We start from the raw sequence: 25,960 nt of genomic DNA, 5'->3' as shown, positions 1-25,960 counted from the left end.
CGCTCGTAGTAACGCAGTAAATTCTGGTACGGAGAAAGAACTACACCTCTTTCTCCGCTTCCCCGTTTGGGAGGTTTACCAGTTTGGAGAAGGTCAGTGACTGAATCCAACGGAAAAGCGCACGTGTCAGTGGTACAATGTCCGCTACATCGACATACTCCTCCACGGATTCCTTTGTCACTTCCTCACGTCCGAAGCCGAGAACGATTAGACGGACGTGCTCGTCCAGAAAGTCCTCAAGATCCATGTCCTGTTTCTCTGCATCAAAAAAAGCAAGGAACTCGCGCCATACCTTCATCTTCGGAGGATTCGGCACGATCTCCTTGCCCGCAATATGCAGTATCGGTGTATCCATCGTAACCTCCCTCAGACCTGCTCGTACCACTTCGTTCCCGTCTCAGCGGCAAAGCCCGCCGCCTCCTCGTCTGCCTTTGCGTAGGACAGTCCGTCCGAGAGACGGTAGATTGCCTTTGCCGTCAGCGTCGGCGTATCGAACTGAATGCTCTCCTGCTTCGAGTTGCCGCTCTCCGAGGGTTCCGTGAATTGGACTTTGTAGAATTTAGTGAACCGTTTCTTCCCGTTGCGCTTGTCTGACTGGAAGAGGACGGCAAAGTATGGTGCGACATCATCCTTACCCGCCTTCATCACACCGTTCTCGATACTGTGCCCCAAAAGGTAAGCCGTATATTCGAGCGGCAATGCGGTAGTGTCGAAGGTAAGGTCGTAAGATGCGGTGTTGGATGCTGTGTCTACGGACTGTCCGTCCGCGAAAAGCTCCGCCTGATTCGTCTGCGGCTTGATGTCCACCTTACGGAGCAGTTTCCCAAGGGGAATCGGAGCCTCGTAGGTCGCTGCTCCTCCTGGCACATCGGTGAGCATCTTCGCGATATGAAGTTTCTGGATGTTGATGAACTGTCCGCTTGTAAGATTCCCTGCGGGCTTTGCTGTTGGTGTTGGACTTGGCATTTTATTCTCCCTCCACTGCTGTTCTGTAATCTGTGATTTCCACGAAAATATCTTTCTCTGTCAGTTCCTGCGTCTGCGCACGGACAAAGTCGAGTGGCAAAAGCGCGTTCTGCACGGCGTGATGAATCTCTCCGAATCTACCATCCTTCGTCAGAATATGGATACGCACCGTGATTCGGCGTTCCAACTCCGCACCGTCTGCCGAGAGCGCGGGAACGTCGGAAATGACGGAGTAAACGAGAATCGGATACGTCCCCGCATTGGGACTGCGCCCGTGGTAGATGCTCTTCTTTCCATGCGCGAGAAGCTGCGTCAGCTCCTTGGAGCGCACAAGTGCCTGATACACCATCTTGGCAACACTCATTTTCCCCTCCTCCGAATCGCCGTACGCACAGCATCGACGATGGCAGAACGAATACCGTCCTTCTTGGCATCGAGCGCGGGATAGAGGAACGGCTTGTTAATACGTGGGCTGAACTCAACGAGCACGCCGTAGAATACGCCATCCTGAGACGCTGCATCTGCCGCTATGCGCCAAACAGAACCGTCCTTCCTGCGCAGTCGCTTATGGATTGAGTCACGGAGTGCGCCCTTTACCACGCGCTTATCTGTTCCCGTATAGACAGGACAGCGGTTCTTTGCCTCTGCGACCACATCGTCCGCGCCATGCGCAAGGGCTTCCTTTGCCGCAGTCGTTGCCTCCGCGCCGAGTTCCGAAAGGATCTTCTCGGCAGAGACGAAACCTCTATATCTAGCCATCTTCCACCAACTCCCTGCATTCCATCACGAGCCATCGCTTCTTCCCTCCAAGCGGATACGGCGGCGCGATTGGTGTGAGCGTTTTGTCACCCCAACGAATACGATCCGTCACTTTTACATCTTTGCAATAACGAATGACGATGCGGTAATCCACCTCCTGCACCTTCTCCGCATATCCGTCGGAGATTTTTGCCGCAAAGGGCAGAACGAGTGCCCATGCTTTCCCGACTTCCTGTGTTGTTTGCGCGAGGATATTTCCCTCATCGTCCGTATCCGTGACGGGACGCAGGAAAGTGATTCGATGACGCAGTTCGCTCATGGACACTCTCACCTAAAAGTCCTCCTTCCGTACACCGAAAAGCAAGGAGCGAAGCGTCAGCGCAAGCCCTCTGTGATCCGCTTCCTCCCGATGTTCATAGAGATAGGACACGGCATAGAGCACCGCGACACGCACGATTGCCTGATCTTCGACCTTGGACAGCTTCTTCACACGCAGGAGAGCCGTACAAATCTGTTCTGCCGTTTCCGTAAAGTGCATGAGGAGATCGTCCTCATCGTCGGTATCTACACGCAGATACTGCTTGACTGCTGCAAGTGGCACAAGCATAGAACCACCTCCCCTCTTTGCCGCAAAACTAAAGTCCGTCAAATTGGTGCTGAATTTATCAGCGCTTCCATACATCAGCCCTTCATCTTGAGCGTCTGCACGGCTTCCTCGAGGACGAGTTTGCCGTCTACACGCTCCTTCATGACGTAGCCGACCATGCCGTTGCCTGCAAACAGCTCCTTGAGTTCCTGCAGGGAACGTGTCCCACGGTCGCCGATGTTGTAGTAGGAGTAATCGCCGAATGCGATGACGATCTTTCCCGCCTCGACAGCGGGCATATACGCCGAGGAGTAGACGGGGTAGCCGAGCAGACGGTCTGGTTCACCCATCTGGTACGATGGCTGCCAAAAATATGCACCGTTGGCATCCTTGAGCTTTCGGATACTTGCAAGCGTCTGGTCGTTGACGATGAACGCCGCATTCTTGCGGTAGGGACGCTTGAGACTGTAGACGAGCGTCACGAGTTCGTCCGCCTTGATGTCTGCCGCCGCCGTGGTGACGGATGTCTTTGCCGAGGTGAGAAGTCCCTTCGGCTTGTGCGTGCCGTCGCCGCTCAGGAATGCATCCTCCTCTGCGTTGCCGAGAGCCTTGCCGAACTGCTCGATGAGATAGCTCTCAATGTTGAAGGCGTTGTCGTAGAGAAGCTCTTCCGTCACCTTGACCGCGACGTGGAGCTTGTGTGCGTCGAGAACAATCTGGTCAAAGGTCGCGTCGCCGAAGGTAAGCGCAGCTCCCTCCTCGATCCACGATGCCGCAGGTTTGGTGGCGGCAATGTTGATCTTGTGTTCGCCGCTCGTGGTGATAACCGTCGCAAGCGGACGCAGGACATTCTCTTCGCTGAGTACGTCGATGAGACGTTTGTCATATTCCTCGGGAACGAGATAGCCTCCGCTGGCATCCGTCCCCTCCTGCAGGACGTTCTCCACCTGCCGAAAGTTCGTACGGAGAGCTTTGAGCATCGCAGAGCGGTATGCCTCGCTTGCACGCCCCGTCTTTTCTGCATTGAACGCAGCCCCCGGAGTGTTGGTGATTGCTGCCGTTACAGGCTTTGCAAGCTGCGCGTCAAGAATCGCCTGACGCTCTATGCGCTCGATGTCCTTGCCAAGCGCGAGTACCTCGTTCTCCATCTGCTCATACGCCTTGGCATCTTCGGCTGTAAGATGCCCGTCCTTTTCGTGAGAATCCAGAAACTGCTTTGCCTGTTCCCACATTTCTGCACGCTTCTCGCGCATTGCCATGATCTTATCCATGATCTTTTTCCCTCCGTTAATGTGAAATAGAAAAGAGCCGTCGTTTGATCGGCTCTGCATCGACATTATTTGTTTGTGTCCCCTGCCCGAATTTCGAGAGCAGAGAGTTCGTGACGGCGGCGCGGGAGAAGATCAGCCCGTCCGCCGCAGCACTTGTGAGATGTTCCCTATTCTCATAGAGAACGGAATCCGCAAACCCAAGTTCCACTGCTTTCTTTGCATTCATCCATGTCTCGGCATCCATGAGACGTGAAATCTTCGCACGGGAAAGTCCCGTCTTGAGTTCGTAGGCATTGATAATGCTCTCCTTGATTTCAGAGAGGAACGTAATTGTCCGCTCCATCTCGTGCGTGTCTCCGATAGAAACGGTCATCGGATTATGCAGCATCAACAAACCTAGAGGAGAAATCTCGACGGTCGATCCTGCCATCGCAACGACGGATGCGGCGGAAGCGGCAATCCCGTCAATCTTGACCGTGACCTCGCCGGGATATTCCATCAGCATATTGTAGATCTGTGCCGCTGCATAACAGTCGCCGCCCGGTGAGTTGATCCAGAGGTCAATATCTCCCTCGGTGGCGTTCAGCTCAGAGCGGAACATCTGAGGTGTGACCTCATCGCCCCACCATGTTTCATCTGAGATTTCACCGTCCAGAAGCAAGATTCGCTTCTCTCCTTCGTTCCGTACCCAGTTCCAAAATTTACGCTTCATCGCTTTCTCCCTTCTACCTAGCGGCAAACAGCCCTGCGTCCCTCAGTTTCGTCATATTCCCGTTGATGAGATAGAGATCGCCACCCTCGTCCGCTTCGATGGGGTTCATGTCCTCAAGACTGCGGATGTCGTTCGCCGAGAGCCATCCGTTCTGCCGCCCGATGGCATAGCCCTCCATACGGCTCTTGTAATCTCCGCGCAGAAGCCCGTCCACATTGAAGCGGATGAAGTAGTCCTTCCGCTCCTTGTCCGTCAGCAGAGCCTTTTGAAGCGACTGCTCCCAACGAACCACCCACGGATTCAAAGTGTATTTGACGAACTCAAGCGACTGCTGCTCGATATTGGAAAATGAGGATTTCTCCAAGTCTCCTACCATATGCGGCGGCACACGATAGAGCCGTGCGATCTCGTCGATCTGGAACTTCCTCGTCTCTAGGAACTGCGCCTCCTCGGGTGGAATGGCAATCTGCTGATACTTTACACCTTCCTCAAGAACAGCAATCCTGCCCGTGTTCATCGTGCCGCCGTAAACGGCGTGCCAACTCTCACGGAGCTTCGACGGGTCTTTGAGGACACCCGGATGTTCGAGTACGCCACCCGGACGCGCTCCGTTCTTGAAGAATGCCGCACCGTATTCCTCCGTTGCAAGCGCGATCCCGATGGCGTTCTTTGCCATAGCGATTGGACTGTAGCCAACCAGACCATCGAAGCCGAGTCCCGGAATGTGAAGCACATCCTCAGGGCGCAGACGAATCTGCCCCTTGTCCGCAAAATTCGGATTCTCCTCCGTGCTTCGCGTATAGGTGTAGTAGAGTTCCCCCGTGCGGCTGTCGCGGCTGACCTCCATCTTATCCGGGAGGAGCGGATAAAGTCCGAGAACACGCCCTCTGCCATCCCGCAAAATTTGTGCGTAGGCATTCCCCCACAGGAGGAGATGCGCCATAAGCGTCTCACGAAAGACAAAACTCGTCATCTCGGGATTTGGCGCATCGTGGAGCAGAAAATACAACGGGTGCTCCGGCACGCGCTCCTTGCCCTGCCCTTGGTAGACATAGACGTGAAGCGGCAGCCCTGCGATGGATTCTGCGAGGATGCGGACACAGGCATAGACTGCCGTCGTCTGCATTGCCGTCCGTTCGTTGACCGCCTTTCCTGCCGCCGTCTGCCCGAACAAAAAGGACAAGCCACCGAGGTGATTTGTGGGCTTGTCCCGCGAACGAAAGAGTTTTGTGAAGAAGTTCATGGAAACCTCCATTTCCAAAACGGTATGAAAAAGCCTTACCACAGAAGATGATGAGAGCAAGAGCACCGCCCTTTCGAGCGGTGCTCCGTAGTTTCAGCTTAGAAGATTTCGATGCAGGAAAGCTCCATGCTGTTGATGTCGGCTGTGAATTTCGCGCCCCGCGCAATCTCGTCGGCGGCTTTCAAAAGTTCCTCCGGCGTTGGATCTCCGCCCATCTGGCAAATGCCGGCGTTGGCTTTGATGTCCCAGAAAACCTTGCGGGCTTCCCAATCCGTCTTGTCATAATCCCTCTCTTTGCGAACCTCGATGCGGATGTAGCTGTCGTGGTTGCTCTCGTTTGCCCAGCCCATCGTGCTTTCCTGCAGCTTGAGTCCGTACTCGGCAGCCTTGCTCTCGATGATCTTGGCGATTTCCTGCTTGTTCATTTTCTTTTCCTCCGTTTCTGGCTCCTTCGGTTTTCCCTTTCGGTATGTGTATATTCCCGTATAATCCGAGAAATAGCAAGGCCATATGTGAAGATAAAGCGTGTATACGATCGCCCTAAAACACCCACATCCCCCGACTCTCGTACACCGATTCCGAGGTATCATTCCCGCAGCGGATCGCACGATCCAGAGCCATGATGAGCGCAATCACGCCGTCGATCTTCTCGGTGGACTTCTCCTTATCTGCCTTGATGTTCCCCGCAGGGTCGGTGCGAATGAAGATGTTGTCTGCCATCCAGCGCATGACGGGATGCCCGCCGTGCGCTATTTTCTTTTCCAAGGTCAGCTTCATCAGCTCCTTGGTCGGCGGACTCATATCCTTGAAGCCCTGACCGAATGGAACAACGGTGAAGCCCATCCCCTCGAGGTTCTGCACCATCTGCACTGCACCCCATCGGTCGAAGGCAATCTCGCGAATGTTGTACTTCTCGCCAAGTTTCTCAATGAACGCCTCGATGAATCCGTAATGCACGACATTCCCCTCTGTCGTTTGTACGTAGCCCTGTCTCTCCCACACGTCATACGGCACATGGTCACGCCGCACACGAAGGTCGATGTTCTCCTCGGGAATCCAGAAATACGGAAGCACGGCAAACGGCTCATCCTCCTCCGTCGGAGGGAACACGAGGACAAACGCCGTAATGTCCATCGTAGAGGAAAGGTCAAGACCGCCGTAGCAGACACAGCCCTCTAAGGACTCAGCGTCAACATGGGCGTCACAGCTATCCCACTTGTCCATCGGCATCCACCGCACGGACTGCTTCACCCATTGGTTCAGTCGAAGCTGACGGAAGCTGTTCTCCTCGGCTGGATTCTGCCGTGCAGAGTCGCAAGCCGCCTGTACCTTGTCGATGCCGACTGTGATACCAAGCGACGGATTCGACCGTTTCCAAACCTCCGGGTCTGTCCAGTCCTCATCTTCCTTCGCTCCGTAGATCACGGGATAGAAGGTCGAATCAATCTTTCGCCCTTCCAGAATATCCACTGCTTTCTGATGTGTCTCGTAGCAGATGGACTGCATATCCGTTCCTGCCGTGGTGATAAGGAAGTAAAGCGGCTGCATTCGCGCATCGCCGGAGCCTTTCGTCATAACGTCAAAGAGCTTGCGGTTCGGCTGCGTGTGCAGCTCATCAAATACCACGCCGTGAATGTTGAAGCCGTGCTTTGAATATGCCTCTGCCGAAAGCACCTGATAGAAGCTGTTCGTCGGCAGATATACCATCCGCTTCTGGGAGGCAAGGATCTTCACTCGCTTGCTGAGGGCGGGACACATACGCACCATGTCTGCTGCGACCTCGAACACGATGCTCGCCTGTTGACGATCGGCAGCACAGCCATACACCTCGGCTCGCTCCTCCCCATCGCCGCAACAAAGGAGGAGTGCGACAGCGGCGGCGAGTTCGCTGTTGTGCGTTGGCACGAAGGATTCCCCTACCAGATAGCAGTGACTTGCACTATCCACTTGAATGCACTGCATGGGGACTCGCTCTGAGAGCGACACGATGTCTGCCAGATAATGAAAACAGGAGCGAGTTTCTTTAACCCGCTCCCGTTTCCGGCAGATTTTCCGATGCAGTTTTGATGTTGGTTGATCGTCAAATGTAGTGAACCGTATGATGTAGAGGGTTTCCCCTGTCGGCTTTCCGCATCGCGTAGACGGTGCTTCTGTCATGGCATTCTTGATGCCGAGACTCCACAAGAGTTCGCGTACCGATTCGGCAAGCTGTTTGATGGTGCTGACGTAGACGCTCTGCGCCTTCCGATTCCCGATGCACCCGTCAGAATCCATCAGACCTTGCAAGAGTTCCCAACGCTGACGCTCCGAGGCTCTTAGATATGCGACTGGGATAACCTTATCTCGGAATGTCGGAACGAGGATGCTCTTTAGTTCCTCATAGTACACGCGCACACTTCCCGGCTGAGGAATGCTGTTGTATGGAGCATACGGCACACTCTGTGTGACCGCCTGTACGTCCTTATCGCAGATAGTAATTTCGGGCTTTGTGGCACATCCGTTGCCGATCCAGTATCCGTAAAGATACGGATCAACAGGAAGATCACACTCTGCGAGATTCAGCGATTTTGCCACAGGGATTCGGATAATGGAACGGCGTGCCTCCTTCTCGTTATCCCGATATTTTTCTCTGTACCTCATCGTTCGGCTGTAGATTTCACCCGTTGTCCAAAGCATGGATCGCGGCTCGCCGATGATGTGCTCCACATTCCAGAGATGCCGTTCCCCTGCGACGATGGACGAGCCGTCACGAAAAGTCAGCCGATAGGCTTGCTCGGTGTCATCCACATCGCTCTTTGCAACAACACGGCAGGGCTGTCCGTTTTCGTCAAAAACGGTATCTCCGACGCGAATATCGCCCATTGTGGTAAATCCCTCGGGTGTGGGGATTTTCGTATCAAGAGTAAGCTGTTTTCCTTGTTTCTTGGGAATCTCAACATACGCCGTGTTGAACTGCCGATAGCCGTTCGGTTTCAAAATTCCGAAAATGTCTCGGATAATGCGCTCCTGCCAGTCGATCAGCTCGAAGGGCTTTCCTGCCCACGTCCCCTTCGTATGGCACAGGCACTCGATGAAGCCGACGGCATAGTCCGCAGCGGCTTTGTCATAGTGTGCGTCCTCTGCCATGAACCTCGTCGGCTTGTAATCCGTCAGTTTCCGCAAGCGATCACCCCCATCAAAAAAGCCGCTCAATAGCGGCAATACGAGAAGCAGCCCCGAAGGGCTGTTTTGTTGTTCGGCGTGGCTTAGATGCGCTTCATGCACCATGCCATCGCGTGCCCGCCGTCCTCAAAAAGCTCCGTGGCGGCTTCGACGAGGTTCAGGCGGCATTCAATGTCTGCCAGTCCCGTCTCCTCCGGCGTTTCAACCATCTCGTAGACGGCTGCGTGGAATCCCCAGCATTCCATCCCGACGACAAGGATCTGCTCGCCGTAGCGAAGGATCGCGCCGCTTGTCCCGAACCGCATCTCATCGAGGTGCTCCATCGTGGTGGTCTTCGGCCATCTTGCTTCTGCGTTCTTCATTTTGTGTTCCTCGCTTTCTGTGTGTAGGTTATTTCCTTCGGCCATGTACATATATGTCTCTAAACGCAGAATATAGCAAGTCATATTTCGGATAAACCACACTTATATTTCGAGAGAAACACAGCCCCGAAAGGCTGTGCAGAATCGCTAGAATCGTCGGCTATTTTTCACCCGTGAGGATAAATCGTACATACGTCGCACGGTCTTCCTCGATGAAGCAGACCAGTTCGTAGAACCCCATCTCGAACGCCATCCGCTGAACTCTGGGGACGTCGAACATATTCACCCGCCCGGAGTTGCGGATATCCATGATCTGTGCGAAAACCTTCTCGTTCATGATCTGCCCCCTTTCTGCACGATGCGGAAGGAGTCCACACCAGAGATCAGACTGAGTGACGAGCCTGTCTCCCATCGGACAAGAAGCTGTCCCGCATCGTCAACGCCCAGAACCTCGCCCCTCGTTCCCATCGGTGGGGCTTGCGGATCATCCATTCCGAGGAGTTCCACCTTTGCCCCGTTCGGGTACCGCTTACGAAGTGCGGCGATCTGTTCCTTACTCGGAAACCGCATGATCCTCAGCCTCCTTCCGATGTCCGCTCTTGAACGCGCTGCTGCCGATGAGGTTCTGCAGGAGAATCTTACGCGACTGCTTGTAGGCGCTCCCGATCATGCCGAGGCGCAGGAGGAAGCAGCGGAATGCGTATTTCTCGTTGTCCACAATCTTCTCCTTTGCCGTAACGCGCTTTTGCGCCCGTGCCATCAGGCAGAGTTTACTGATGAACTCAGCGTATGCCTTTGCCGTCTCGTCGGTGATCGTGCCGTGCAGCCATGCGAAGGTGATGCGGTCATCGGTCAGCGTGTAGGTCGCTTCCCTGATGTCAAAGGCGTGGCGAATCAGCCGTCCCTTGCTCAGAAGAAGTGCATCCAGATTCTGCAGTGCCGTCTCGGTGAAAAGGCTGCGCGGGAGACTGATGGAAAGGCTGTCCTCATCGGGTTCTTCCATCACTGCCTCCATTGGAGCAGGTTCTTCTACCACCGTTTCTGCCGGTGTCGGCTCATCATCTGCCGCCGCTTCCGTCTGAATCGGCTCATTCGCCCCTGTGTCCGCACAGGAAGCCTCGTTCTCCCAATCCTCGGACATAAAGCCATCCTCGCTCAGTGCCATGCGCACACGCGCAACGGTCGCTTCATCGGTGGCATCGTCGAAGCAAAGGCTGCCGTCCTTCATGATCTCGAATGCGCCGATTTTGTAGGAAAATGTCGGTGCGCCGCAGTAGACGGGCTTTTCACCGAGCACCTTGCCGATGATCCCGACCATCGCCTTGCGCTCTTCCTTTTGGATGTTGTAATTGACCTTCATGGTGGTTTCCTCCTTCATGTACTTTGGTCATTACATTCATCACTCGTATGGGAAGAATTAGCAAGCAGAATCTGTTGTATACACCATAGCCATCTAGGAGGATAAACTGCCGAATACCATCATTTCGCAGAATGGGGCGCGGTCATGCGCTCAAGCATCTTGCCCGTCATCCAGATCGCCCCATCAATGACAAGCGGTAGGAAGATGCGGTCACGGAATCTGCACCATCCCGTCTCCTTCTCCGCGCTCTCTTTCAGTGCCGCCGTGTACGCCGCCGACACCTCACGCGCTGCGGGAAGTCCCTTCTCGTGCAGCCAGAGGACGGTCGCTTCCTTCGCCTCCGTCCGTACAAAATCCCCCACATGATTCTTCAGTTCATTTTGAATGTGTTCCAGTTTCATCTTCAACACTCTCCTTCATAGTCCGTTACCCCACGCGCAATGGCACGGGCAAATTCATCCTGCTGCGTCCCAAGAAGCTCTGCATCGCCCTCATGGTCGATAAATGCAAGCTCCACGAGTACGGCGACCGCATCCGTGTTGCTTAGAACGTACAGCCCGTTGACACCGGGCTTTGCCCCCTTTGTGCCGCGATCTGTAGTCCCCAATGACGTGACAATCTGGTTCTGAATGCAGCTTGCCAAGGTCTCCCCTGCGCCGCTTCCGTAGAAGTGCCAGACCTCCGTTCCGTTTGCCGCGCCGTTACAGGCGTTGCAGTGGATGGAGATGAATACGTCCGCATCGCTGTTGTTGGAAGCCGAGACTACTTCATGGAGGCTATCAGATTGCAGACAGCCGACCACCTCGACACCTGCGGCAGCGAGATACCCCGCCACAAGGTCAGCGACATTCTTTGCAACGTCGCATTCCCGCAGCCCATACCCGCACGCGCCGGGGTCGGGATTCCCGTCCGGCGCATGACCCGGATTCAAAAACACACGCATCACGATTCCTCCTTCGATTTCGGCACGTCCGCATACGGAATGCGCTCACCGTCACGTTCCAAAAACACATCTTCGGCATTGCTGTCTTTGCTCTGAATGTACCTCTCAACAGCGACATCCACGAATTTCGGCTCAACCTCCACACCGTAACAGATACGCCCCAACTGCTCACAGGCAATGAGCGTTGATGCCGAGCCGAGGAAGCCGTCAAGTACGACACCGTTTGTCTGCGTACACTGCTTGACAAGGTACGCGATAAGCGGCACGGGCTTTGAGGATGGATGACCGCAGCCGTCTTTCTTCGAGTCCTTGATGCGATCAAATGCAAAGACCGTGGTCTGCTTCTGGTCGCCGTACCATCTGTGCCGCCCGTCCTTTCGCCATCCCCAGATGATCGGCTCGTGGATGTACTTCCAGTCCGTGCGTGTGAGGACAAGACGGTCTTTCTTCCACACCAGTCCCGCGCCAACCTTAAAGCCCGCATCTTCATAAGCGTCATGAAAGATGCGGGCTTTTGCCGTTGCGTAGAAAACGTAGATGGAGGCGTCTGTCGCCATTGCCGAGTGGAAGGCGGTAAAGGCAGATTTGAGGAACTCGTAGGCGTCCTTGTCATTCAGATCATCGTTCTTGATCTTCCCGGAGGAACTTTCCAGAGCCACAAAATACGGCGGGTCCGTACAGACAAGGTTGACTTTCTCACTGCCGAGCAGCCGCTCGTATGTCTCCGGCAACGTCGAATCGCCGCAGATAACACGGTGCTTGCCGAGATGCCATACATCGCCTGTTTTGGCGACACATGGCTTTTGCAGTTCTGCGTCCACATCGAAGTCGTCTTCCTGCGCTTCACCATCATCCAGTGAGAGCAGGTCAGCAATTTCAGCTTCGTCGAAGCCCGTGAGCGAGATATCGAAGTCCATGTCCTGCAAGGCTTCCATCTCGATGCGCAGCATATCTTCATCCCATCCTGCGTCGAGGGCGAAACGGTTGTCTGCGAGGATATACGCTTTCTTCTGAGCCTCGGTCAGATGATCGACAAAGACACAGGGAACGCTCTCTATCCCCTCCGCCCGCGCTGCCGCAACACGTCCGTGTCCTGCGAGAATGCCATAGTCCTTGTCGATGATGACGGGACTGACGAATCCGAACTCGCGTAGACTTCCGCGCAGCTTGTTGATTTGTTCGGGCGAGTGCGTCCGTGCATTGTTGGCATACGGGACGAGCTTGCTGATTGGAACGAGCTTCATCTCCGATGTTGTTTTATTCAAATCACTTCCCTCCTTACTTCCTCGAACGCAGCAGCCGTTCCATCCGATCCTCCTGCGGAGAACCGACGAATGTGGTGGTGCAGTTCTGCTTTACGATGTCGAATATCTCATACCAGAGCAGATTGGACTGCTTCTGAAACGCCTGTCCCATCTGGACGAAGGGGCTTGCAATCGCGCCTCCTGTCGTCGGATGCTTGCCAATGAGTCCGTATTGACTCATTGCTTCCTCACATTGGATGAAGCGGGCAAATGCCTGCGCATAGCTTTCGATGAGGCGAGGATTTACGAGACGCTCACAGCCGCGCTCCTTCAGCCATAGCCATGTCTCGCGGAAAATTTCATCCGCACCGAGCGGTTTTCCGTTCCTCTGCCGTGCCGACAGGAACTCACTCGGCGTTGGCATCTCCTCACCGTAGAGGTTAGCGGCATCCACAAGGTCTGTGCCGTCCAGTTCCGTCATTGGGAACCCCATGATGTGCGCCGTGCGCCCGCCCGCAATCTTATCTGCGAGTGGTTCGGGCTTATCTCCCGCCCGGATGCGTCGTCCTCCGCGATTTGTTCCGTCCCGCGCCATCTTCTCGCCCCCTTCCTTTAATACCCCGTTTGAACCGACGTTTTTGTGCGTACTCCCCCTCCCCGGTCCAGTAACGGCGTGGTTTTAGAGATTTAACCGCCCCCTAGGGGGTATCCATCGCCTCTGCCGCGCTGATGAATCCGCTCATGACAAGACACGCAGAGCGACATCAAATTGCTCTCACCGTGCGTGCCGCCGTCGGCGAGAGGTCGAATATGATGCACAAGCGTTGCGAGAACATATCTCCCCTGCTCTTTGCATTTCTCGCAGATCGGATGCCCTGCCAAATGTCGGTCACGGATCCTGCGCCATACGCTGCCATACCGCTCGTGCTGATCGTACCCACGCGTGAAGTGGTCGTAATGTCGCTGCATGACTTTCTCGTGCTCCTCACAGTAACAGCTTTTCCGGTCTGTAAGATTCGGACAGCCTGTCATTCGACAAGGGCGCTTTGGTTTTCTCGGCATTGCGTTTCTCCATCAAAAAAGCCCTCACGGAGAATTGCTTCTCCAAGAAGGCTGATTCCATATCCTATTTTCGCTGAGTATATCATATCACTGTCAAGGTAGTGACATCAAGACGACATCGACTGCCATTTAGTGACATTTAGTGACATCGGAGAAATATTTTTCAGTCCAACGCCATGCAGACGGTAGATTTGACGAAGACCAAGTTTCATCTCCGTCGCAATCTCTGCCCACGAGCGGTAACCCATATAACGGAGATACAGGACACGCCGTGCCTCTTTGTCCTCCACCTGCTGTATCGTTTCGTAGATTTCGGAGCGCAGATCGACAAGCCGATCAATCTCAGCGTCGATCTTCTCTTCACGCTCGATGATTTTTGCAATGGTGTCGGAAAGCTGCGACGTGTTCCTCGTTGCATTGCTCGGCATTCCCGTAATCACGGCGGTAGTCTTTTCTGCCATACTGCGAAGAACTGAGACCTCCTCCAACATACTCTGGATTTCATTGTCGATGTTTCGTGCCTGACTGAGATACTCTTTCGCGATCATGCAAATTCCCCCTCCAACTTCTGAAGAAGCCATTCCCCATCCAGACTTGTCAACTGCCCAAACCATGCAGAACGAAAGAACCGCTCCGTTTCGCTACGCATCGCTGCCGCCGCAACATTCTCCGGGTCTTTGCCGAGAGCCGTCCGCGCCCAGCGATAATCCTTTGCCGCCTGTTCGACGATGGCGTTTGCCAGAACCTCATAGTTCATGATGTTACCTCCGCTTTGACGGCTTCAATCAGAGCCGTCTGAGTCTTGTCCTTTCGTTTCAAGGCACGGAGGATTCTCTCGTCAATCGTGCCCTCGGCGATGATGTGCTGCACCACCACAGTGTTTGAGTTCTGTCCCTGCCGATAGAGCCGTGCCACGGTCTGCTGATAGAGTTCCAAACTCCAAGTGATACCGAACCACACCAAGCTCGAACCGCCGCTCTGAAGGTTGAGGCCATGACCTGCGCTCGCCGGATGGATCAGGGCGACGGGGATTTCACCACGATTCCATCGGGCGATTGTCTCATCCGTATCCAGTCGGACGCATGGCACGCGCTTTTCGACGCGCTCTGCGTCATGACGAAACCAGTACGCCACGAGGAGCGGCTTGCCGTTCATGCTCTCGATGATGTCTTCCAAGGCATCAAGTTTGCGGTCATGTATATGCAGCGTAGCTCCATCGTCGGTGTAGACTGCGCCGTTTGCCATCTGCACGAGTTTCCCGGACAAGACACCGGCATTTGCCGCCGTCACCTCATCGCCCTTCATCTGCAAAACCAACTGCTCGCACATCTCGGCATACATTTTCTTCTCTTCCTCATCCATGCGGACGCTGTATTCGCTCTCAATCAGCTCGGGCATCCTCAGATGATCGGCGGCTTTCATGGAGATGGTGATATCGGAGATTTTCTCGTAGATCCGCTCCTCGGCTTCTGGCAAGGGAGCGTAGGAGAAGACCACCTGTCCATTTCGCTTGTCCGGTTTGAAGTAATCTTGCCGATACTTCGTAATGAACCGCCCCAGTCGCTGTCCCATGTCGAGTACCTTGAACTCTGCGAACAAGTCCATCAAGCCGTTGCCGGATGGTGTGCCCGTCAATCCGATGACTCTCTTCGCCAATGGGCGAACCTTCATGAGTGCCTTGAATCGCTTGCCGCTCCAATTCTTGAACGAGGAGAGTTCGTCAATCACGATGGCATCGTAGGTGAAGTCGGTTTTCTCCACGAGCCACGGCACGTTCTCGCGGTTGATGATGTAGAGGGAGGTCTGCTTGCGAAGCGCATCCCGACGCTCTTTCTCCGTTCCGACTGCAACGGAATAGCGGATATGATTCAGATGCTCCCACTTGCCGATCTCCTGCGGCCATGTATTCCGTGCCACACGAAGCGGTGCAATAACGAGAACGCGAGAAATCTCAAAATGGTCAAAGAGCAGGTCGTTGAGGGCCGTGAGAGTAATCACCGTTTTCCCAAGTCCCATATCCAGGAGTACGGCGGCAGTCGGATGGCTTTCGATAAAGTCGATGGCGTACTGCTGGTAATCATGCGGTATGAACTTCACAGTGCATCACCTCCTGAAAACTTCCTGCAGTACATCCACATGATAGGTGTTCACCAAGCCATATTTTGCATCGTACTCCTTGCCGATATGGTAGCCTTGCTTTCTGGACATTGCCGAGGCTTTGCGTCCGAGTCTTGCGGCGGCATCCCGGCTCACACCACGAACTCCCGTGAGGTTGGCATAGCCGATGATGGTGTAGTGGTGCTCATCGATGGTCATCTGCTTGGACTCCACATCGAGAAGCCGTTCATCCACCTTGTCGATACGGGCATTTGCCGCCTTGATTTCCTTCGCCTGTTCCACCATTCGCTGTGCGCTGAACAGCAGAAATTCCTCGGGTGTCATGTTCCTCATGGGGTTGAAATAGCTTTCTTCCAGCTCATCGAAAACATTCCACGCCCGCTCAGTTCCGAGCATTTTGCTGTGACGCGCCGCCCCTTGTTTCGTCCAAAGAATCAGAGACGGTGCGCGACTCCCGACAACTGACTCGATATTTTCGAGTGAGTCCTTGAAAGCCTTGAGATCAGCACCTTCAAGTTTGAAGTAATGCTTCCCCTCAACGAATCGCGCCCTGTTGTTCTTAAAATTCTGCTGGATATGAATTGCCCTGCATCCATACGCCTCGGCAAGCTGCTCCGTGGTCATGACACGGATGCTGTTGTGTTCCAATACCGTAAGTTCATTCATGGTCGATTTCCTCCAATACGCTGTCAATTTGATCTATCTTGTCAATCACATACACCTTGAATCCAAGCCGCCGAAGCAGCCTGTGCCGTGCCAACTGCAAGGCTCTCGGCTTCCTGCCCGGTGCTTTCAGCTCCACAAAGCCCATTCTGCCGCCGGGCAAAAGCACCAGTCGGTCGGGCATTCCATCAAATCCCGGCGAGGTGAACTTCGGAGCGATGCCGCCCATCGCTCTGGTTCTTGCTGCAAGTTTCTGCTCAATGTCTTTTTCCCGCATCCTGTTCTCCTGTTCCACACTCCGTTCCATGTGCTTGTTCCATCCTTCCATCCAGTCATAGCAAGGCTTTTGATGGTTTTTGGAACAACGCTGCACAGGAAATTTTGCTTTACGCGCGTATGTGTATACCCGCGCGCTCACTATTTATTTTTTATATATTTTATTTAATATATAAATATTGTTCCCTTGTACCGAAGCCTTATACAGCAAAGCTTTGAACGTGGAACAACTGCGGCACAAGTCACAAGCGGCTGTAAATTCTCTGCTTGCCATAGATCGGGATGCGTCTCGGTTCGGGCAGTTTCTGCCATTCGGGGATCTTTGCCATAATGGCAGCGATGGCATAGCTGTCGATGGGACGCAGATCCTCTTTCCGTCTGCCAAAACATTCACACCAGATCTCCATATTGCTGACGGTCTGCCGCTTTTCTGTCCCTCGTGCGGAAAGATCGTCGCCGCTCAGGAAGTCCCGCCGTTCATAAAGCCCCATCTGATTCCAGTTGGCAGGAAGAAGTTCATCCAGATAGAGGCGCACCAATCCTTCACGCTCATCCTGCTCCGTAACGGCATCCTGCTCGGCTTTCGCCACGGACTCCAACTCTGCGTCAAGGTAGAGGGATTCCCCAGCATCGTATCTTGCGACTGCCTCTGCCCAAATCTGCTTGATCTCCTCCAAAGAGAGATCCCACGGCTTCCTTTTCCCGCCCGGTGTCTTGACTGTCCAAAAGCGGCGATTTCCTGTACCGTCACGGAGATATGCACCCTCGCAGTTGGTCGTGCCAAAGAAAATGCATTGCCTCGGATGCGGGGTAACACGCCGTCCGAAACTGGCTCTGTATTTATCATCCTGCCGCGAAATGAACGCCTTGACCTTGTCGATGTCGGCTTTCCGCATTCCCGCAAGTTCTCCGATTTCCATGATCCAGTAGCCTTGGAGTTTTTCGGCTGCGGTCTTGTCGTTCATGTCGGTCAGAGACAGGCTGTCGGAATACCACTCGCCGCCCAGAAGTGCCACGATTGTAGATTTACCGATTCCCTGCGGTCCGTTCAGGACGAGAATGTTGTCGAACTTGATGCCGGGTTTCCGCACTCTTGCAACAGCGGCGCAGAGTGTCTTTCTCGTGACTGCACGTACATAGGCATTATCCGGCGCTCCAAGATAATCAATGAGCAGGGTGTCCAGACGCGGGACTTTATCCCACGGCGGCAGACTGTCTAAAAACTCACGGATGGGATGATAGGATCGGTCGTCGGCGACCTTGGTCACACCAATCTCATAGTTTCGTGCCGAGAACGTTCCATAGTGATCGTCTACATAGCAGATGAGCTGCGCGTCATCTGCATCCCGCCAGAACCTCCCCGGATGCTTCCACGGGACTTCTCCCCGAATTTCCATATTGTCCGCCAGTTGGTTGAATACGATCCCCTTCAAGACCGAATCATGCTCCATGATGAGTTTCAAATTGCGCAGGGAGTTGACCAGTACGCCGTTCTTGTCACGAACGAGTGCCGTCTCCCAATCACTGCCCTCAAAATCCTGTGCCGCCGTCTCCCTCCGCTCGGCGAGGAGCAAGGAGGAAACGAGTTCATCGCGACTGGCAAGTTCTGCCATCGCCGCAAAGGACTTCTTGGAGTCATCGTCACCGAACTTATGGATTCGAACGAGGTCAAATGCGTTCAGGAGTTTTTCGGAGGCAGGATCGGTTGCATGATGCGAGTATGCGAATTTGCCGTCATAGACGACCACACCCGCCGTTCCTTCGCCGGGGATGTAGTCATAACGCCCATCTACCGCCGACGGTGTATAGACATCGGAGAGATGTTTCTCAATGACTTCCTCGATGCTGTAGGCACGGCAGAAGGCTCCGACGATGCCACTTTTCTGAAGTGGATCTGCCTGTGTGCTGACACTGTGCTTTACGGCTTCGGACTGGCGGGAAGATACCGGCCATTGTGTCACATCCCGCCAGTCATCGTATTTTGCGAGATAGGCATCCACATCCAGCGGATCACCGTCCTGCTCCTCAAATATGAACTCGCCGTTGGACGGGCAGGAAGCCCAGTACATCATGCGGTTTGCCTGATAGGTGGAGTCATCGAAATACTCCATGCCGATCTGTTTTGCGACCATACGCATGAATGGTGCATATTCTTCCTCACTGACTTCGCGGAAGAACGGCATCACGAGACGATACCGCTGATGTTGTGGCGCATGACTGTGGGTGGAGTAGATGAAGAAACGTACGCCCGCGAGGACTTCTTTTGCTTTACCGAGAAAATCCTCCCCGTCGGGAATGTGATCAGCATCGAGCGCACCGCACTCCCTGCTGATGACATGACCTTTCTTCCGAATGCCGCCTCTCAGCCAGCCGCCGACAAAGCCACCCTGGTCTTTGGCAATATCCCGCTGTGCCTTCGGCAGTTTCGGATACTCTTCCACGGTTTCCGAGGTACGGATGGGATGACGGTTGCGCTCTTTGATGTCCTCCCAGCTCATTTCTTTGTTTTTGTACCGCTTCTCGGTATTACGATTACAGACCGCGATTTTCATGGAGCAAGCACCTCCTCGCATTTGGTTGTGAAATAACGGATGTTCTTCCGCAGTCTCCCGGCATGAGCAATCTCCGTTTCCATGCCCTCGGTGATTCGCTCGCCGAACACCCAGACCTCGCCGCACAGCCTCAGAAGCTCGAAGTTCATATCCATCGCTTTCTCCCGCTCATCTACCTCCGACATGAACTGAGGAAAGTACAAGTGCGGCGCAAGGGGAATCCGTCCCCTGCTCACAGCAAACTTGCAGTACTGCCGCGCCCGCATGACATTGACGCGCGGATTGTCCCGATAGGGAGAGCAGATGTAGGTGAACAGATTCTGTCGGAATACCTTGGTGAGAGCTGCGTGCGCTGTAGGATCGGCATAGCCCTCGTGATTTCTTCTCTCAATCATTTCTCGCACCTCATCTTCCTGCTGCACTCCGTGCAGCAGATCGCCGTGCCGAAGAGGTCGAACTCCGCATCGCCGAAAAACTCGTTGAGGTCGACAGGCACTTCCGCTCCGCAGCGCGGACAATGGCAAAAGACATTCTCATCGTTGATTTCCACCGTGACCTCCAGAGCCTCATTGATGTTTTCCTTGACATAGAACATAAAGGCTTTCCTCCCTTTGAAAACTGATTAGTTCCTCTCATCAGTAAGAGGACGAACAGGGAGGTTTTGGTCACCAAAAATCCTCCCATTTTTCACGGGAGGATTGAAGTCAATCTTTCTGATAGAATTGGCACTCGAAACCATCGGCACGGAGCGGGAGTCCGTCTGCCCAAGGCGGGGTTCGCGCCATCTGCTCACACACGGCAACAAGAGAGACTCGCTCGTCGCATTCGATGATGAGTTCGTCATGGACGTGCGCGACAATGTCCATCGTTCGCAGCGTCTGCATGGCATAACAGAGAATGTCACGGCTGATTGCCTGCGTGATGTTTTCCACGAGCTTCGGGCCGTAGGATTCGATCCGCGCCCACTTTTTCGATAGGTCGAGTCCCATATAGGTGATGGATTCGCCGCCAAACCGATTCTCTCCAATGCGCGGCTTCACATAGGAAAGCCGTCTGCCACTCGGTAGTTCGATGAACATCATGCTGCCCTGATAGATGAACCGGATACCGTGCGTGATTTTTGTGCTGCGTTCCTTGATGCAGTCCTTTGCGGCACGATCCACAGCCCACCAGAAATCCACTATGCTCAGATTTGCTGCACGCCAAGCATCCACGAGCGGCTTCAGCTCCTCTTCCTTCATCCCGGACTCCAATGCGCCGAACGCTTTCAGCGCACCGACGGATCCGCCGTAGCCGCAGTTGTGGACTAATTTTCCCGATACGGTAAAACGGTGATGCTTTCCGGCATTTCTGATGTCATAAAGTCGAGCCGTGCGCTGATGATACGCCAATTCTTCCTTTTCTCGCTGACAGCTGTCTCCGCAGCTTTGATAATCTCCGAACGAGTCATTCCTGCGGACAGTTTTCTCGTTACCACAGCGCGGCAATAAGGCCAATACTCCTGATGAAACTCCGACAAAACCGTAATTCTGCGGTTTGCTTGATTTTGCGCTCTGGGTACAAAGCGTAGATTCCCTTTGGTGTAATTTCCGTTCGTATCGATGCGATCCAGTTCCATCGAGCGTGAGGGCAGACCGAATGTTTTTATGAGATACAGACCTGCCTCCGTCACACTCGGAAAATCGAACTTGATCCCTCGCCCTCCATACAGAGGGTACGCCCTGTCGTTCGGGTTCTCGCAGCGTTGTTTTGCTGCTGTGAGTCGTCTGTCCAACCAAGATGGAATCTGTCTCGGTTGCGAACAGCTCTGGCAGCCCTTCGATTTCCCGCTGCGAAGATTGTCCAAGTACTGCCACTGGATTGCACCGCATCCCGTACATTTTGTCAGAACGTAGCAATGATTCATTGCCGCATTCCATCTCTTTTCCGGGCTGATGATTCTCACCCAGCCGAATTGCCGTCCCACCATCTCCTGTTTGTACGAGATGTGCGCCGCAGGAGGCGGCATCTCCAAACTGTATCGGCTGCGATTTCCCCTGAACCCAGACGAGATGATCCGGGGTTGCTGTAAGACCTTCATAGGTAATTACCTCCCGTTCGCCTTTGAAAATGACACCATCATGGCTGACCCAGCTTTCTCCGTCCCAGAGCAAATGCTCCGCACGGACATACTCAATAGGGACAAGTCCTTCATTCGTAAGGACAAGCTGTCCCTCAGCGATACACGCCAGTTCTGCCTGTTTCCCTTTTTGCCTGAGATGCCCGTTCTCACCGTGTTTCACTACATTACAATGAAACATCCTGCCCGCCGTAGCGCAGTAGATATCGCCGTTACCCTCAAAAACATCCATGCGCCATCGCTCCTTGGCAAGCCATGATAGCACCCGCGCTTCGATGGCAGAGAAGTCCGCAACGATGAATTTTCTGCCCTCCTTCGGGATAAAGGCAGTGCGAATCAGCTGCGACAACACATCCGGTACGGGGTCATAGAGCATTTCCAGTGCCGCATAATTTCCCTGCCGCACAAGGTCACGAGCGCATTTGAGGTCGGAGAGATGATTCTGCGGAAGATTTTGCAGTTGCACGATGCGTCCCGCAAAACGTCCGGTGCGATTTGCTCCGTAAAATTGAAACATTCCCCGTGCACGGCTGTCCACACAGACGGCATTTCTCATCGCCTGATATTTCTTCACCGAGGATTTCGCGAGTTGCTGACGAAGCACCAATACATCGGAGACAGGAGACTGGGCGGTCTTGAGCAAAGCTGTCACAGACTTCTTATCAAGTGACTCCGTTTCAACACCGCGCTCTTTGAGCCATTCTTTCATCTGCGCCACGCTGTTCGGATTCTCAAGCCTGGTCAGAGCTTTCAGGCGTTCCATCAACTTGTCCTTTGTGGTCGCGTCAATCTGGACGGCATTCTCCACGAGAGGCATATCAAGCCGTATTCCACGATCATTGATTTCTTGGTCGAGCACATACTCCTCCCATACCGATTGCGGCACAGGATATTTGGACAGACGTTTCTGTATTGCCGTCTCCACTTCGACATCACGGCGATTATAGGCTTTGAAGAGTTCCCACTTCTCTCCTGTGGGTTCGTGGAACGGAGGTGTAGAAAAAGATCGAATGAGTGCCTTGCCCTCGGTCATTTTCTGCTCTTCCAGTCCCAACACTCTGCCCACGGCGGCAAGCGATAATGGCAAGCCCATGTAGGCAGACCAGACCATTGTGCATCGCCAGCTGTGGGGATTCAGAAAACGGGCACACTCTTTGGAAAGCGGATGATTGTCACGGAACGGATCGAGGTCTATCCCCAAGTCCGACAAGTAACGCGACAGACACACACGCTCAAAGTTGGCATTAAACGCCCACTTGATGACGCTCTCATCGATCAGTGCGTCCAAAATTTCCTGCGGAATCTGCTCTCCATTGGCAATATCGATGACCTCCACCGTGCCTCCATCCACGGCATAGCCGAAAAGCAGGATCGCAAAGTCCTCTGCCTCTGCGTAACGATAAACGCCGCTTTTCCCAATATCTACACTGCTCCGAGTTTCAAGATCGATAGAAATAGACTTCATGTCACTTCTCCTTCTTCGACAAAGGCAGCGAGGACGAATCCCCGCTGCCCGTGTCACCTAGTCCTATTTAGCTGAGGAAATCTTCGTCCTCATCGGCGAAGTCATCCTCGGCGCGTGTCTTGCCGCCGAGCGGCTCACCGTCGGAAATCTTCTGCAGGTTGTTCAGCCCGCAAGCGATGCCCTTGTTGCCGTTCGAGTTGAATGCGTAGAAGTTGATGCTTGCGCGTCCGTAAACGCCGGAGTAGACCTCCGAGTGCTCGATGATCGGATTGCGGGCAGCATCCACGATGCCGGGAGCCGTAGCCGAGTTGGCGTTGATGAAGTAGCTGTCCTTGTATGCCGCATCGTCCGGGCGTTCCACATCGCCGTCACGGAGTGGGTTCTTGATCGCCGTGAGTGCGGGCACGGACTTGCTGCTGCCCTTGAGCTTTGATTGCCCTTCCTCGTACGCCGCCTGAATGGCGTTCTTGACTGCGGTCACGGTCTTGGTGTCGGACTTGGGAATAATAAGCGACACACTGTACTTCGGCGTACCGCCGTTGATGGACTTTGCCTGCCAGACGTTGGCATAGCTCCAACGTGTCTTGACACCCGTGATCACTTTTGTCGGATTGATAACTTTTGCCATGGTACTTTTCCTCAACTTTCCTTAAAATCTTCTGCTGCAGTATTCATCACAGGCCGCTTGTCGCTCATCGGAGCAAGGGTTGGTTTCCCCTGTGGCTTTACGATGAAGCCTCCGAGCAGTTCCTCAAACTTATTTTTTCCGAGCAGACTGGTCATCGCTGTAATCCCGAGCAGTTTCTGCTCATACGGCTCGAAGCCCGCTTCTTTGACGGTTTTAGCGACAACCGCCTCGTCAGTGTATTTCCGATTCGAGCGACCTTCGACCAGTTTCCAGTCCGTCCACTGTTTTCCTTGAATCGCCCGCTGCAAGGCGTATTCCTTGATGTCGCTGACCCATGCGGCGAGCGTGTCGGCTTTTGCAAGCACCGCCTCCACCTCGGCATCCTCCAGTGTCGGCGGCATCTCGAAGTCATACCGGGCGAGTTCCAGATTGTACTCTACCCGTTTACGGCAGGTCGCCTTGATCTTGCAGAACTGACAGTGCGCCCCTGCACTGAACTCGCCTTCTCCTGCGTGTGCCAGTTTTGCCGCAGGTACAAGCGTATCTGCCGCCCATGCCAGAAGGTCGGCTTTCGAGATGCTGAACTCCGAGATGTTGGCGAGACGAGGTTGGAAGATCACCATCCGTACCTCTTCGATGTCATAGAGACCGTCGAACATCTGGATGCACCCGAGCGCGTAACACATCATCTGCGGATTGTGGTCAGCACTGACCTCGATGCCTTTGCCGTGCTTGTAGTCCACAATGCAGACTTTCTTGCCCGAAATGATGAGCGTGTCAGCTGTGCCGAAGCCATCCGGCACGAACGCCGAGAAATCGACGCGCTGCTCCACCGACACCATCGTGTCCTTGCTCTCGGCACGGAACTGCTCGACCTGCTCCATCACGAACTGGCAGTATGCCTCAGCACACTCTTCCATCTCAGTGTCATAGGAAGTGAGATGCTTGGTCGGATCGCGTACCCGCTCACCCAGAGCCTTGCGGAGTTTGTACTCGCAGAGCATATGCGCGTCCGTCCCCTGGGCTGCGTACGCACTCGGCGTGTCGGATTTCTCCGCATTGAGTCGTGCCGACGGCGGACAGGCGATCCAACGTGCGGCAGAGGATGCAGAGAGGAGGGCATGCTTACGTGCCAATGTGCTCAGCCTCCTTCAAGAGTGCCGCATACTGCTCCGGTGCGATGTCGCTGAGTTTGTCCGCACCGAACTTGGCAATCAGTGCCTTGACGGCGGCACTGTGTCCTTCGACAGAGAGTTTCGCAAGTACGGCGCGTACCTCCTCAAGGGTCGGTGCTTCTGTCTTCTCCGTTGGCAACGGTTCCTCTCCTTCGGAACTCTGCACGAATTCCTCCAAGACATTAACCAGTCGGTGAAGAGCGCCGATAAGCTCGGCTATTGCTTCATTTTCCTCCCGCATGGAGATCACTTCCTTTCGATTGACTGCGGGTATTTTCACCTTCCTATAAAGAAGAGGACACCGCCGTATGTTTTGGTCACCGATTTTTACATAAAATCTTTGAGCTGTGCCTGAAGCCCTGGCATGAACTTATTCATGCGCTTACGAATGCTTTCCTTAGATTTGAAGCCGACAGCGGTGGCAATGGCACGCTCCGACTCTCCCGCCGCTCTGCGGACGAGAATTTCATGGTCGATGGGATCGAGTTCACCGAGAGCCTCGTACAATTTGCGATTGCGCTCTCTGCAACTGACGGTCTCGGTGACATCCTCGTGAACGGGAAGCGCGGGATCGTTGAGTTCCACCGCACGCTCCAAGGAGATTGTCCGATACACGGGATGTGAGCATCCATCACAGCTGCGGTTGGCGCAGCAGGGTTTTCCTTCATAGATACAGTGCTGCTCGCGCTTTTCCCGCTTATCCTCCCGCCAGATGGGGCGCATGACGACGGAGTATTGCTCGGTATCGACCGGCGCATAAATCGCCTGTCCCGATGCCTTGAGGAATTTCTCGCCGGTTGCTTTGCGACGGACGAGCTCATCCATCCCCGTATCTCTGGTTCCACCATTTTCGTGAATCTGGATTGGGACGGGAACATACACGCCCAGCTTCTTACTGAGCTGAAAACGATGCCCTTGCTGTTGGAGAGCCTTGACCTCCTGCGCAGAGTAGTCTTTGATAATACCGTTAAGCTGGATTTTCATAGTTTTGCGTTCCTTTCGTTCTTGCCGAACGGCGGGATGCAAAACTACGCACGGGCTTCAGTCCGAAAATGGGCATAAAGAAGCACGGTGGGAGCATAGGAATACTGACAGGCTCGTTACCTGTCAGCATCCCTATTCGCATCCCGCCGTCCTATGGCCATCTTGGACAACAGATTGACTTACCTAGGGAAACCAAATTTGAATCTTCCTACCACCACCTTAAAAAGCTTTCTCTACATAGAAGCGGACACATACATCCGATTTGGTCACCGCTTTTTGATTAGAATTTTTCCTTATAAAATCAGAAAAG

At 54.0% G+C, this 25,960-nt stretch carries 33 protein-coding genes; all 33 read right to left on the bottom strand.

Going from position 1 to position 25,960, the window contains the following annotated elements:
- Positions 1-40: 40 nt before the first annotated feature.
- Positions 41-355: a phage tail assembly chaperone G gene (gene gpG, locus H1B31_RS07840; protein ID WP_185979910.1), complete on the bottom strand. Its 315-nt coding sequence runs from the start codon at positions 353-355 to the stop codon at positions 41-43.
- Between the two features lie 11 nt (positions 356-366).
- Positions 367-966, bottom strand: a complete 600-nt coding sequence (locus H1B31_RS07835; RefSeq protein ID WP_185979909.1) for a major tail protein — start codon at positions 964-966, stop codon at positions 367-369.
- Position 967: 1 nt separating this feature from the next.
- Positions 968-1,330: a tail completion protein gp17 gene (gp17, locus tag H1B31_RS07830; protein WP_185979908.1), complete on the bottom strand. Its 363-nt coding sequence runs from the start codon at positions 1,328-1,330 to the stop codon at positions 968-970.
- Complete coding sequence (locus H1B31_RS07825; RefSeq protein WP_185979907.1) at positions 1,327-1,725, bottom strand: HK97 gp10 family phage protein; 399 nt, start codon at positions 1,723-1,725, stop codon at positions 1,327-1,329. The genes gp17 and H1B31_RS07825 overlap by 4 nt, the downstream gene beginning before the upstream one ends.
- Positions 1,718-2,044 (bottom strand): phage head closure protein, encoded by a 327-nt coding sequence (locus tag H1B31_RS07820; RefSeq protein WP_226372088.1) that lies wholly within the window; start codon positions 2,042-2,044, stop codon positions 1,718-1,720. The genes H1B31_RS07825 and H1B31_RS07820 overlap by 8 nt, the downstream gene beginning before the upstream one ends.
- 12 nt (positions 2,045-2,056) lie before the next feature.
- On the bottom strand, positions 2,057-2,332 hold the full coding sequence (locus H1B31_RS07815; RefSeq protein ID WP_039980744.1) for a head-tail connector protein: 276 nt from the start codon (positions 2,330-2,332) through the stop codon (positions 2,057-2,059).
- Between the two features lie 74 nt (positions 2,333-2,406).
- Entirely contained in the window at positions 2,407-3,582 is a 1,176-nt protein-coding gene (locus H1B31_RS07810) for a phage major capsid protein (RefSeq protein ID WP_185979905.1), read from the bottom strand.
- 16 nt (positions 3,583-3,598) lie between these two features.
- Positions 3,599-4,294: a head maturation protease, ClpP-related gene (locus H1B31_RS07805; RefSeq protein WP_185979904.1), complete on the bottom strand. Its 696-nt coding sequence runs from the start codon at positions 4,292-4,294 to the stop codon at positions 3,599-3,601.
- Between the two features lie 13 nt (positions 4,295-4,307).
- Complete coding sequence (locus H1B31_RS07800) at positions 4,308-5,537, bottom strand: phage portal protein (protein WP_185979903.1); 1,230 nt, start codon at positions 5,535-5,537, stop codon at positions 4,308-4,310.
- 98 nt (positions 5,538-5,635) lie between these two features.
- Entirely contained in the window at positions 5,636-5,962 is a 327-nt protein-coding gene (locus tag H1B31_RS07795) for a hypothetical protein (RefSeq protein WP_185979902.1), read from the bottom strand.
- 115 nt (positions 5,963-6,077) lie between these two features.
- A complete protein-coding gene (locus H1B31_RS07790) occupies positions 6,078-8,699 on the bottom strand; it encodes a terminase TerL endonuclease subunit (RefSeq protein ID WP_226372087.1) in 2,622 nt (873 codons plus the stop codon).
- Between the two features lie 83 nt (positions 8,700-8,782).
- Entirely contained in the window at positions 8,783-9,061 is a 279-nt protein-coding gene (locus H1B31_RS07785; RefSeq protein WP_185979901.1) for an Nmad4 family putative nucleotide modification protein, read from the bottom strand.
- 160 nt (positions 9,062-9,221) lie between these two features.
- On the bottom strand, positions 9,222-9,398 hold the full coding sequence (locus tag H1B31_RS07780; RefSeq protein ID WP_185979900.1) for a DUF5049 domain-containing protein: 177 nt from the start codon (positions 9,396-9,398) through the stop codon (positions 9,222-9,224).
- Entirely contained in the window at positions 9,395-9,631 is a 237-nt protein-coding gene (locus H1B31_RS07775; protein WP_185979899.1) for a DUF4314 domain-containing protein, read from the bottom strand. Before H1B31_RS07775 ends, H1B31_RS07780 begins: the two co-directional genes overlap by 4 nt.
- Positions 9,615-10,421: a virulence protein gene (locus H1B31_RS07770; protein WP_185979898.1), complete on the bottom strand. Its 807-nt coding sequence runs from the start codon at positions 10,419-10,421 to the stop codon at positions 9,615-9,617. The genes H1B31_RS07775 and H1B31_RS07770 overlap by 17 nt, the downstream gene beginning before the upstream one ends.
- Positions 10,422-10,540: 119 nt before the next feature.
- Positions 10,541-10,822, bottom strand: a complete 282-nt coding sequence (locus H1B31_RS07765) for a prevent-host-death protein (protein WP_185979897.1) — start codon at positions 10,820-10,822, stop codon at positions 10,541-10,543.
- Positions 10,823-10,824: 2 nt separating this feature from the next.
- Entirely contained in the window at positions 10,825-11,364 is a 540-nt protein-coding gene (locus H1B31_RS07760; protein WP_009655480.1) for an N-acetylmuramoyl-L-alanine amidase family protein, read from the bottom strand.
- Positions 11,364-12,629, bottom strand: a complete 1,266-nt coding sequence (locus H1B31_RS07755; RefSeq protein WP_185979896.1) for a site-specific DNA-methyltransferase — start codon at positions 12,627-12,629, stop codon at positions 11,364-11,366. Before H1B31_RS07755 ends, H1B31_RS07760 begins: the two co-directional genes overlap by 1 nt.
- 13 nt (positions 12,630-12,642) lie before the next feature.
- Complete coding sequence (locus H1B31_RS07750; RefSeq protein WP_185979895.1) at positions 12,643-13,203, bottom strand: P27 family phage terminase small subunit; 561 nt, start codon at positions 13,201-13,203, stop codon at positions 12,643-12,645.
- Positions 13,204-13,295: 92 nt separating this feature from the next.
- Entirely contained in the window at positions 13,296-13,670 is a 375-nt protein-coding gene (locus H1B31_RS07745) for an HNH endonuclease (RefSeq protein WP_185979894.1), read from the bottom strand.
- Between the two features lie 107 nt (positions 13,671-13,777).
- Positions 13,778-14,218: a hypothetical protein gene (locus tag H1B31_RS07740; RefSeq protein WP_185979893.1), complete on the bottom strand. Its 441-nt coding sequence runs from the start codon at positions 14,216-14,218 to the stop codon at positions 13,778-13,780.
- The gene (locus H1B31_RS07735; protein ID WP_185979892.1) at positions 14,215-14,427 is read right to left on the bottom strand and encodes a hypothetical protein; all 213 of its coding nucleotides are present in this window, start codon (positions 14,425-14,427) and stop codon (positions 14,215-14,217) included. Before H1B31_RS07735 ends, H1B31_RS07740 begins: the two co-directional genes overlap by 4 nt.
- On the bottom strand, positions 14,424-15,767 hold the full coding sequence (locus H1B31_RS07730; RefSeq protein WP_185979891.1) for a DEAD/DEAH box helicase: 1,344 nt from the start codon (positions 15,765-15,767) through the stop codon (positions 14,424-14,426). Before H1B31_RS07730 ends, H1B31_RS07735 begins: the two co-directional genes overlap by 4 nt.
- Before the next feature lie 6 nt (positions 15,768-15,773).
- Positions 15,774-16,454 carry an ORF6N domain-containing protein gene (locus H1B31_RS07725; RefSeq protein ID WP_185979890.1) on the bottom strand — a complete coding sequence of 227 codons (681 nt, stop codon included), beginning with the start codon at positions 16,452-16,454 and terminating at the stop codon, positions 15,774-15,776.
- The gene (locus H1B31_RS07720; protein WP_185981263.1) at positions 16,447-16,728 is read right to left on the bottom strand and encodes a PDDEXK family nuclease; all 282 of its coding nucleotides are present in this window, start codon (positions 16,726-16,728) and stop codon (positions 16,447-16,449) included. Before H1B31_RS07720 ends, H1B31_RS07725 begins: the two co-directional genes overlap by 8 nt.
- Positions 16,729-16,969: 241 nt before the next feature.
- Positions 16,970-19,279 (bottom strand): virulence-associated E family protein, encoded by a 2,310-nt coding sequence (locus H1B31_RS07715; protein ID WP_185979889.1) that lies wholly within the window; start codon positions 19,277-19,279, stop codon positions 16,970-16,972.
- Positions 19,276-19,674 (bottom strand): DUF7768 domain-containing protein, encoded by a 399-nt coding sequence (locus H1B31_RS07710; RefSeq protein WP_185979888.1) that lies wholly within the window; start codon positions 19,672-19,674, stop codon positions 19,276-19,278. The genes H1B31_RS07715 and H1B31_RS07710 overlap by 4 nt, the downstream gene beginning before the upstream one ends.
- Complete coding sequence (locus H1B31_RS07705) at positions 19,671-19,874, bottom strand: hypothetical protein (RefSeq protein ID WP_185979887.1); 204 nt, start codon at positions 19,872-19,874, stop codon at positions 19,671-19,673. The genes H1B31_RS07710 and H1B31_RS07705 overlap by 4 nt, the downstream gene beginning before the upstream one ends.
- 109 nt (positions 19,875-19,983) lie before the next feature.
- Positions 19,984-22,863 (bottom strand): DNA polymerase, encoded by a 2,880-nt coding sequence (locus H1B31_RS07700; RefSeq protein ID WP_185979886.1) that lies wholly within the window; start codon positions 22,861-22,863, stop codon positions 19,984-19,986.
- A gap of 67 nt (positions 22,864-22,930) precedes the next feature.
- A complete protein-coding gene (locus H1B31_RS07695) occupies positions 22,931-23,491 on the bottom strand; it encodes a DUF2815 family protein (protein ID WP_185979885.1) in 561 nt (186 codons plus the stop codon).
- 11 nt (positions 23,492-23,502) lie between these two features.
- Positions 23,503-24,627 (bottom strand): DUF2800 domain-containing protein, encoded by a 1,125-nt coding sequence (locus H1B31_RS07690; RefSeq protein ID WP_185979884.1) that lies wholly within the window; start codon positions 24,625-24,627, stop codon positions 23,503-23,505.
- Positions 24,617-24,907: an NAD-dependent DNA ligase gene (locus H1B31_RS07685; RefSeq protein WP_185979883.1), complete on the bottom strand. Its 291-nt coding sequence runs from the start codon at positions 24,905-24,907 to the stop codon at positions 24,617-24,619. The genes H1B31_RS07690 and H1B31_RS07685 overlap by 11 nt, the downstream gene beginning before the upstream one ends.
- Positions 24,908-24,993: 86 nt before the next feature.
- Positions 24,994-25,650 (bottom strand): RNA polymerase sigma factor, encoded by a 657-nt coding sequence (locus H1B31_RS07680; RefSeq protein ID WP_185979882.1) that lies wholly within the window; start codon positions 25,648-25,650, stop codon positions 24,994-24,996.
- Between the last annotated feature and the right edge of the window lie 310 nt (positions 25,651-25,960).

Source organism: Selenomonas timonae (genome assembly GCF_014250475.1).
In the GTDB taxonomy this organism is placed as follows: Bacteria; Bacillota; Negativicutes; order Selenomonadales; family Selenomonadaceae; genus Centipeda; species Centipeda timonae.
Note: the sequence above shows the minus strand (reverse complement) of the source record. Positions and strands in the feature narration are given on the sequence as shown.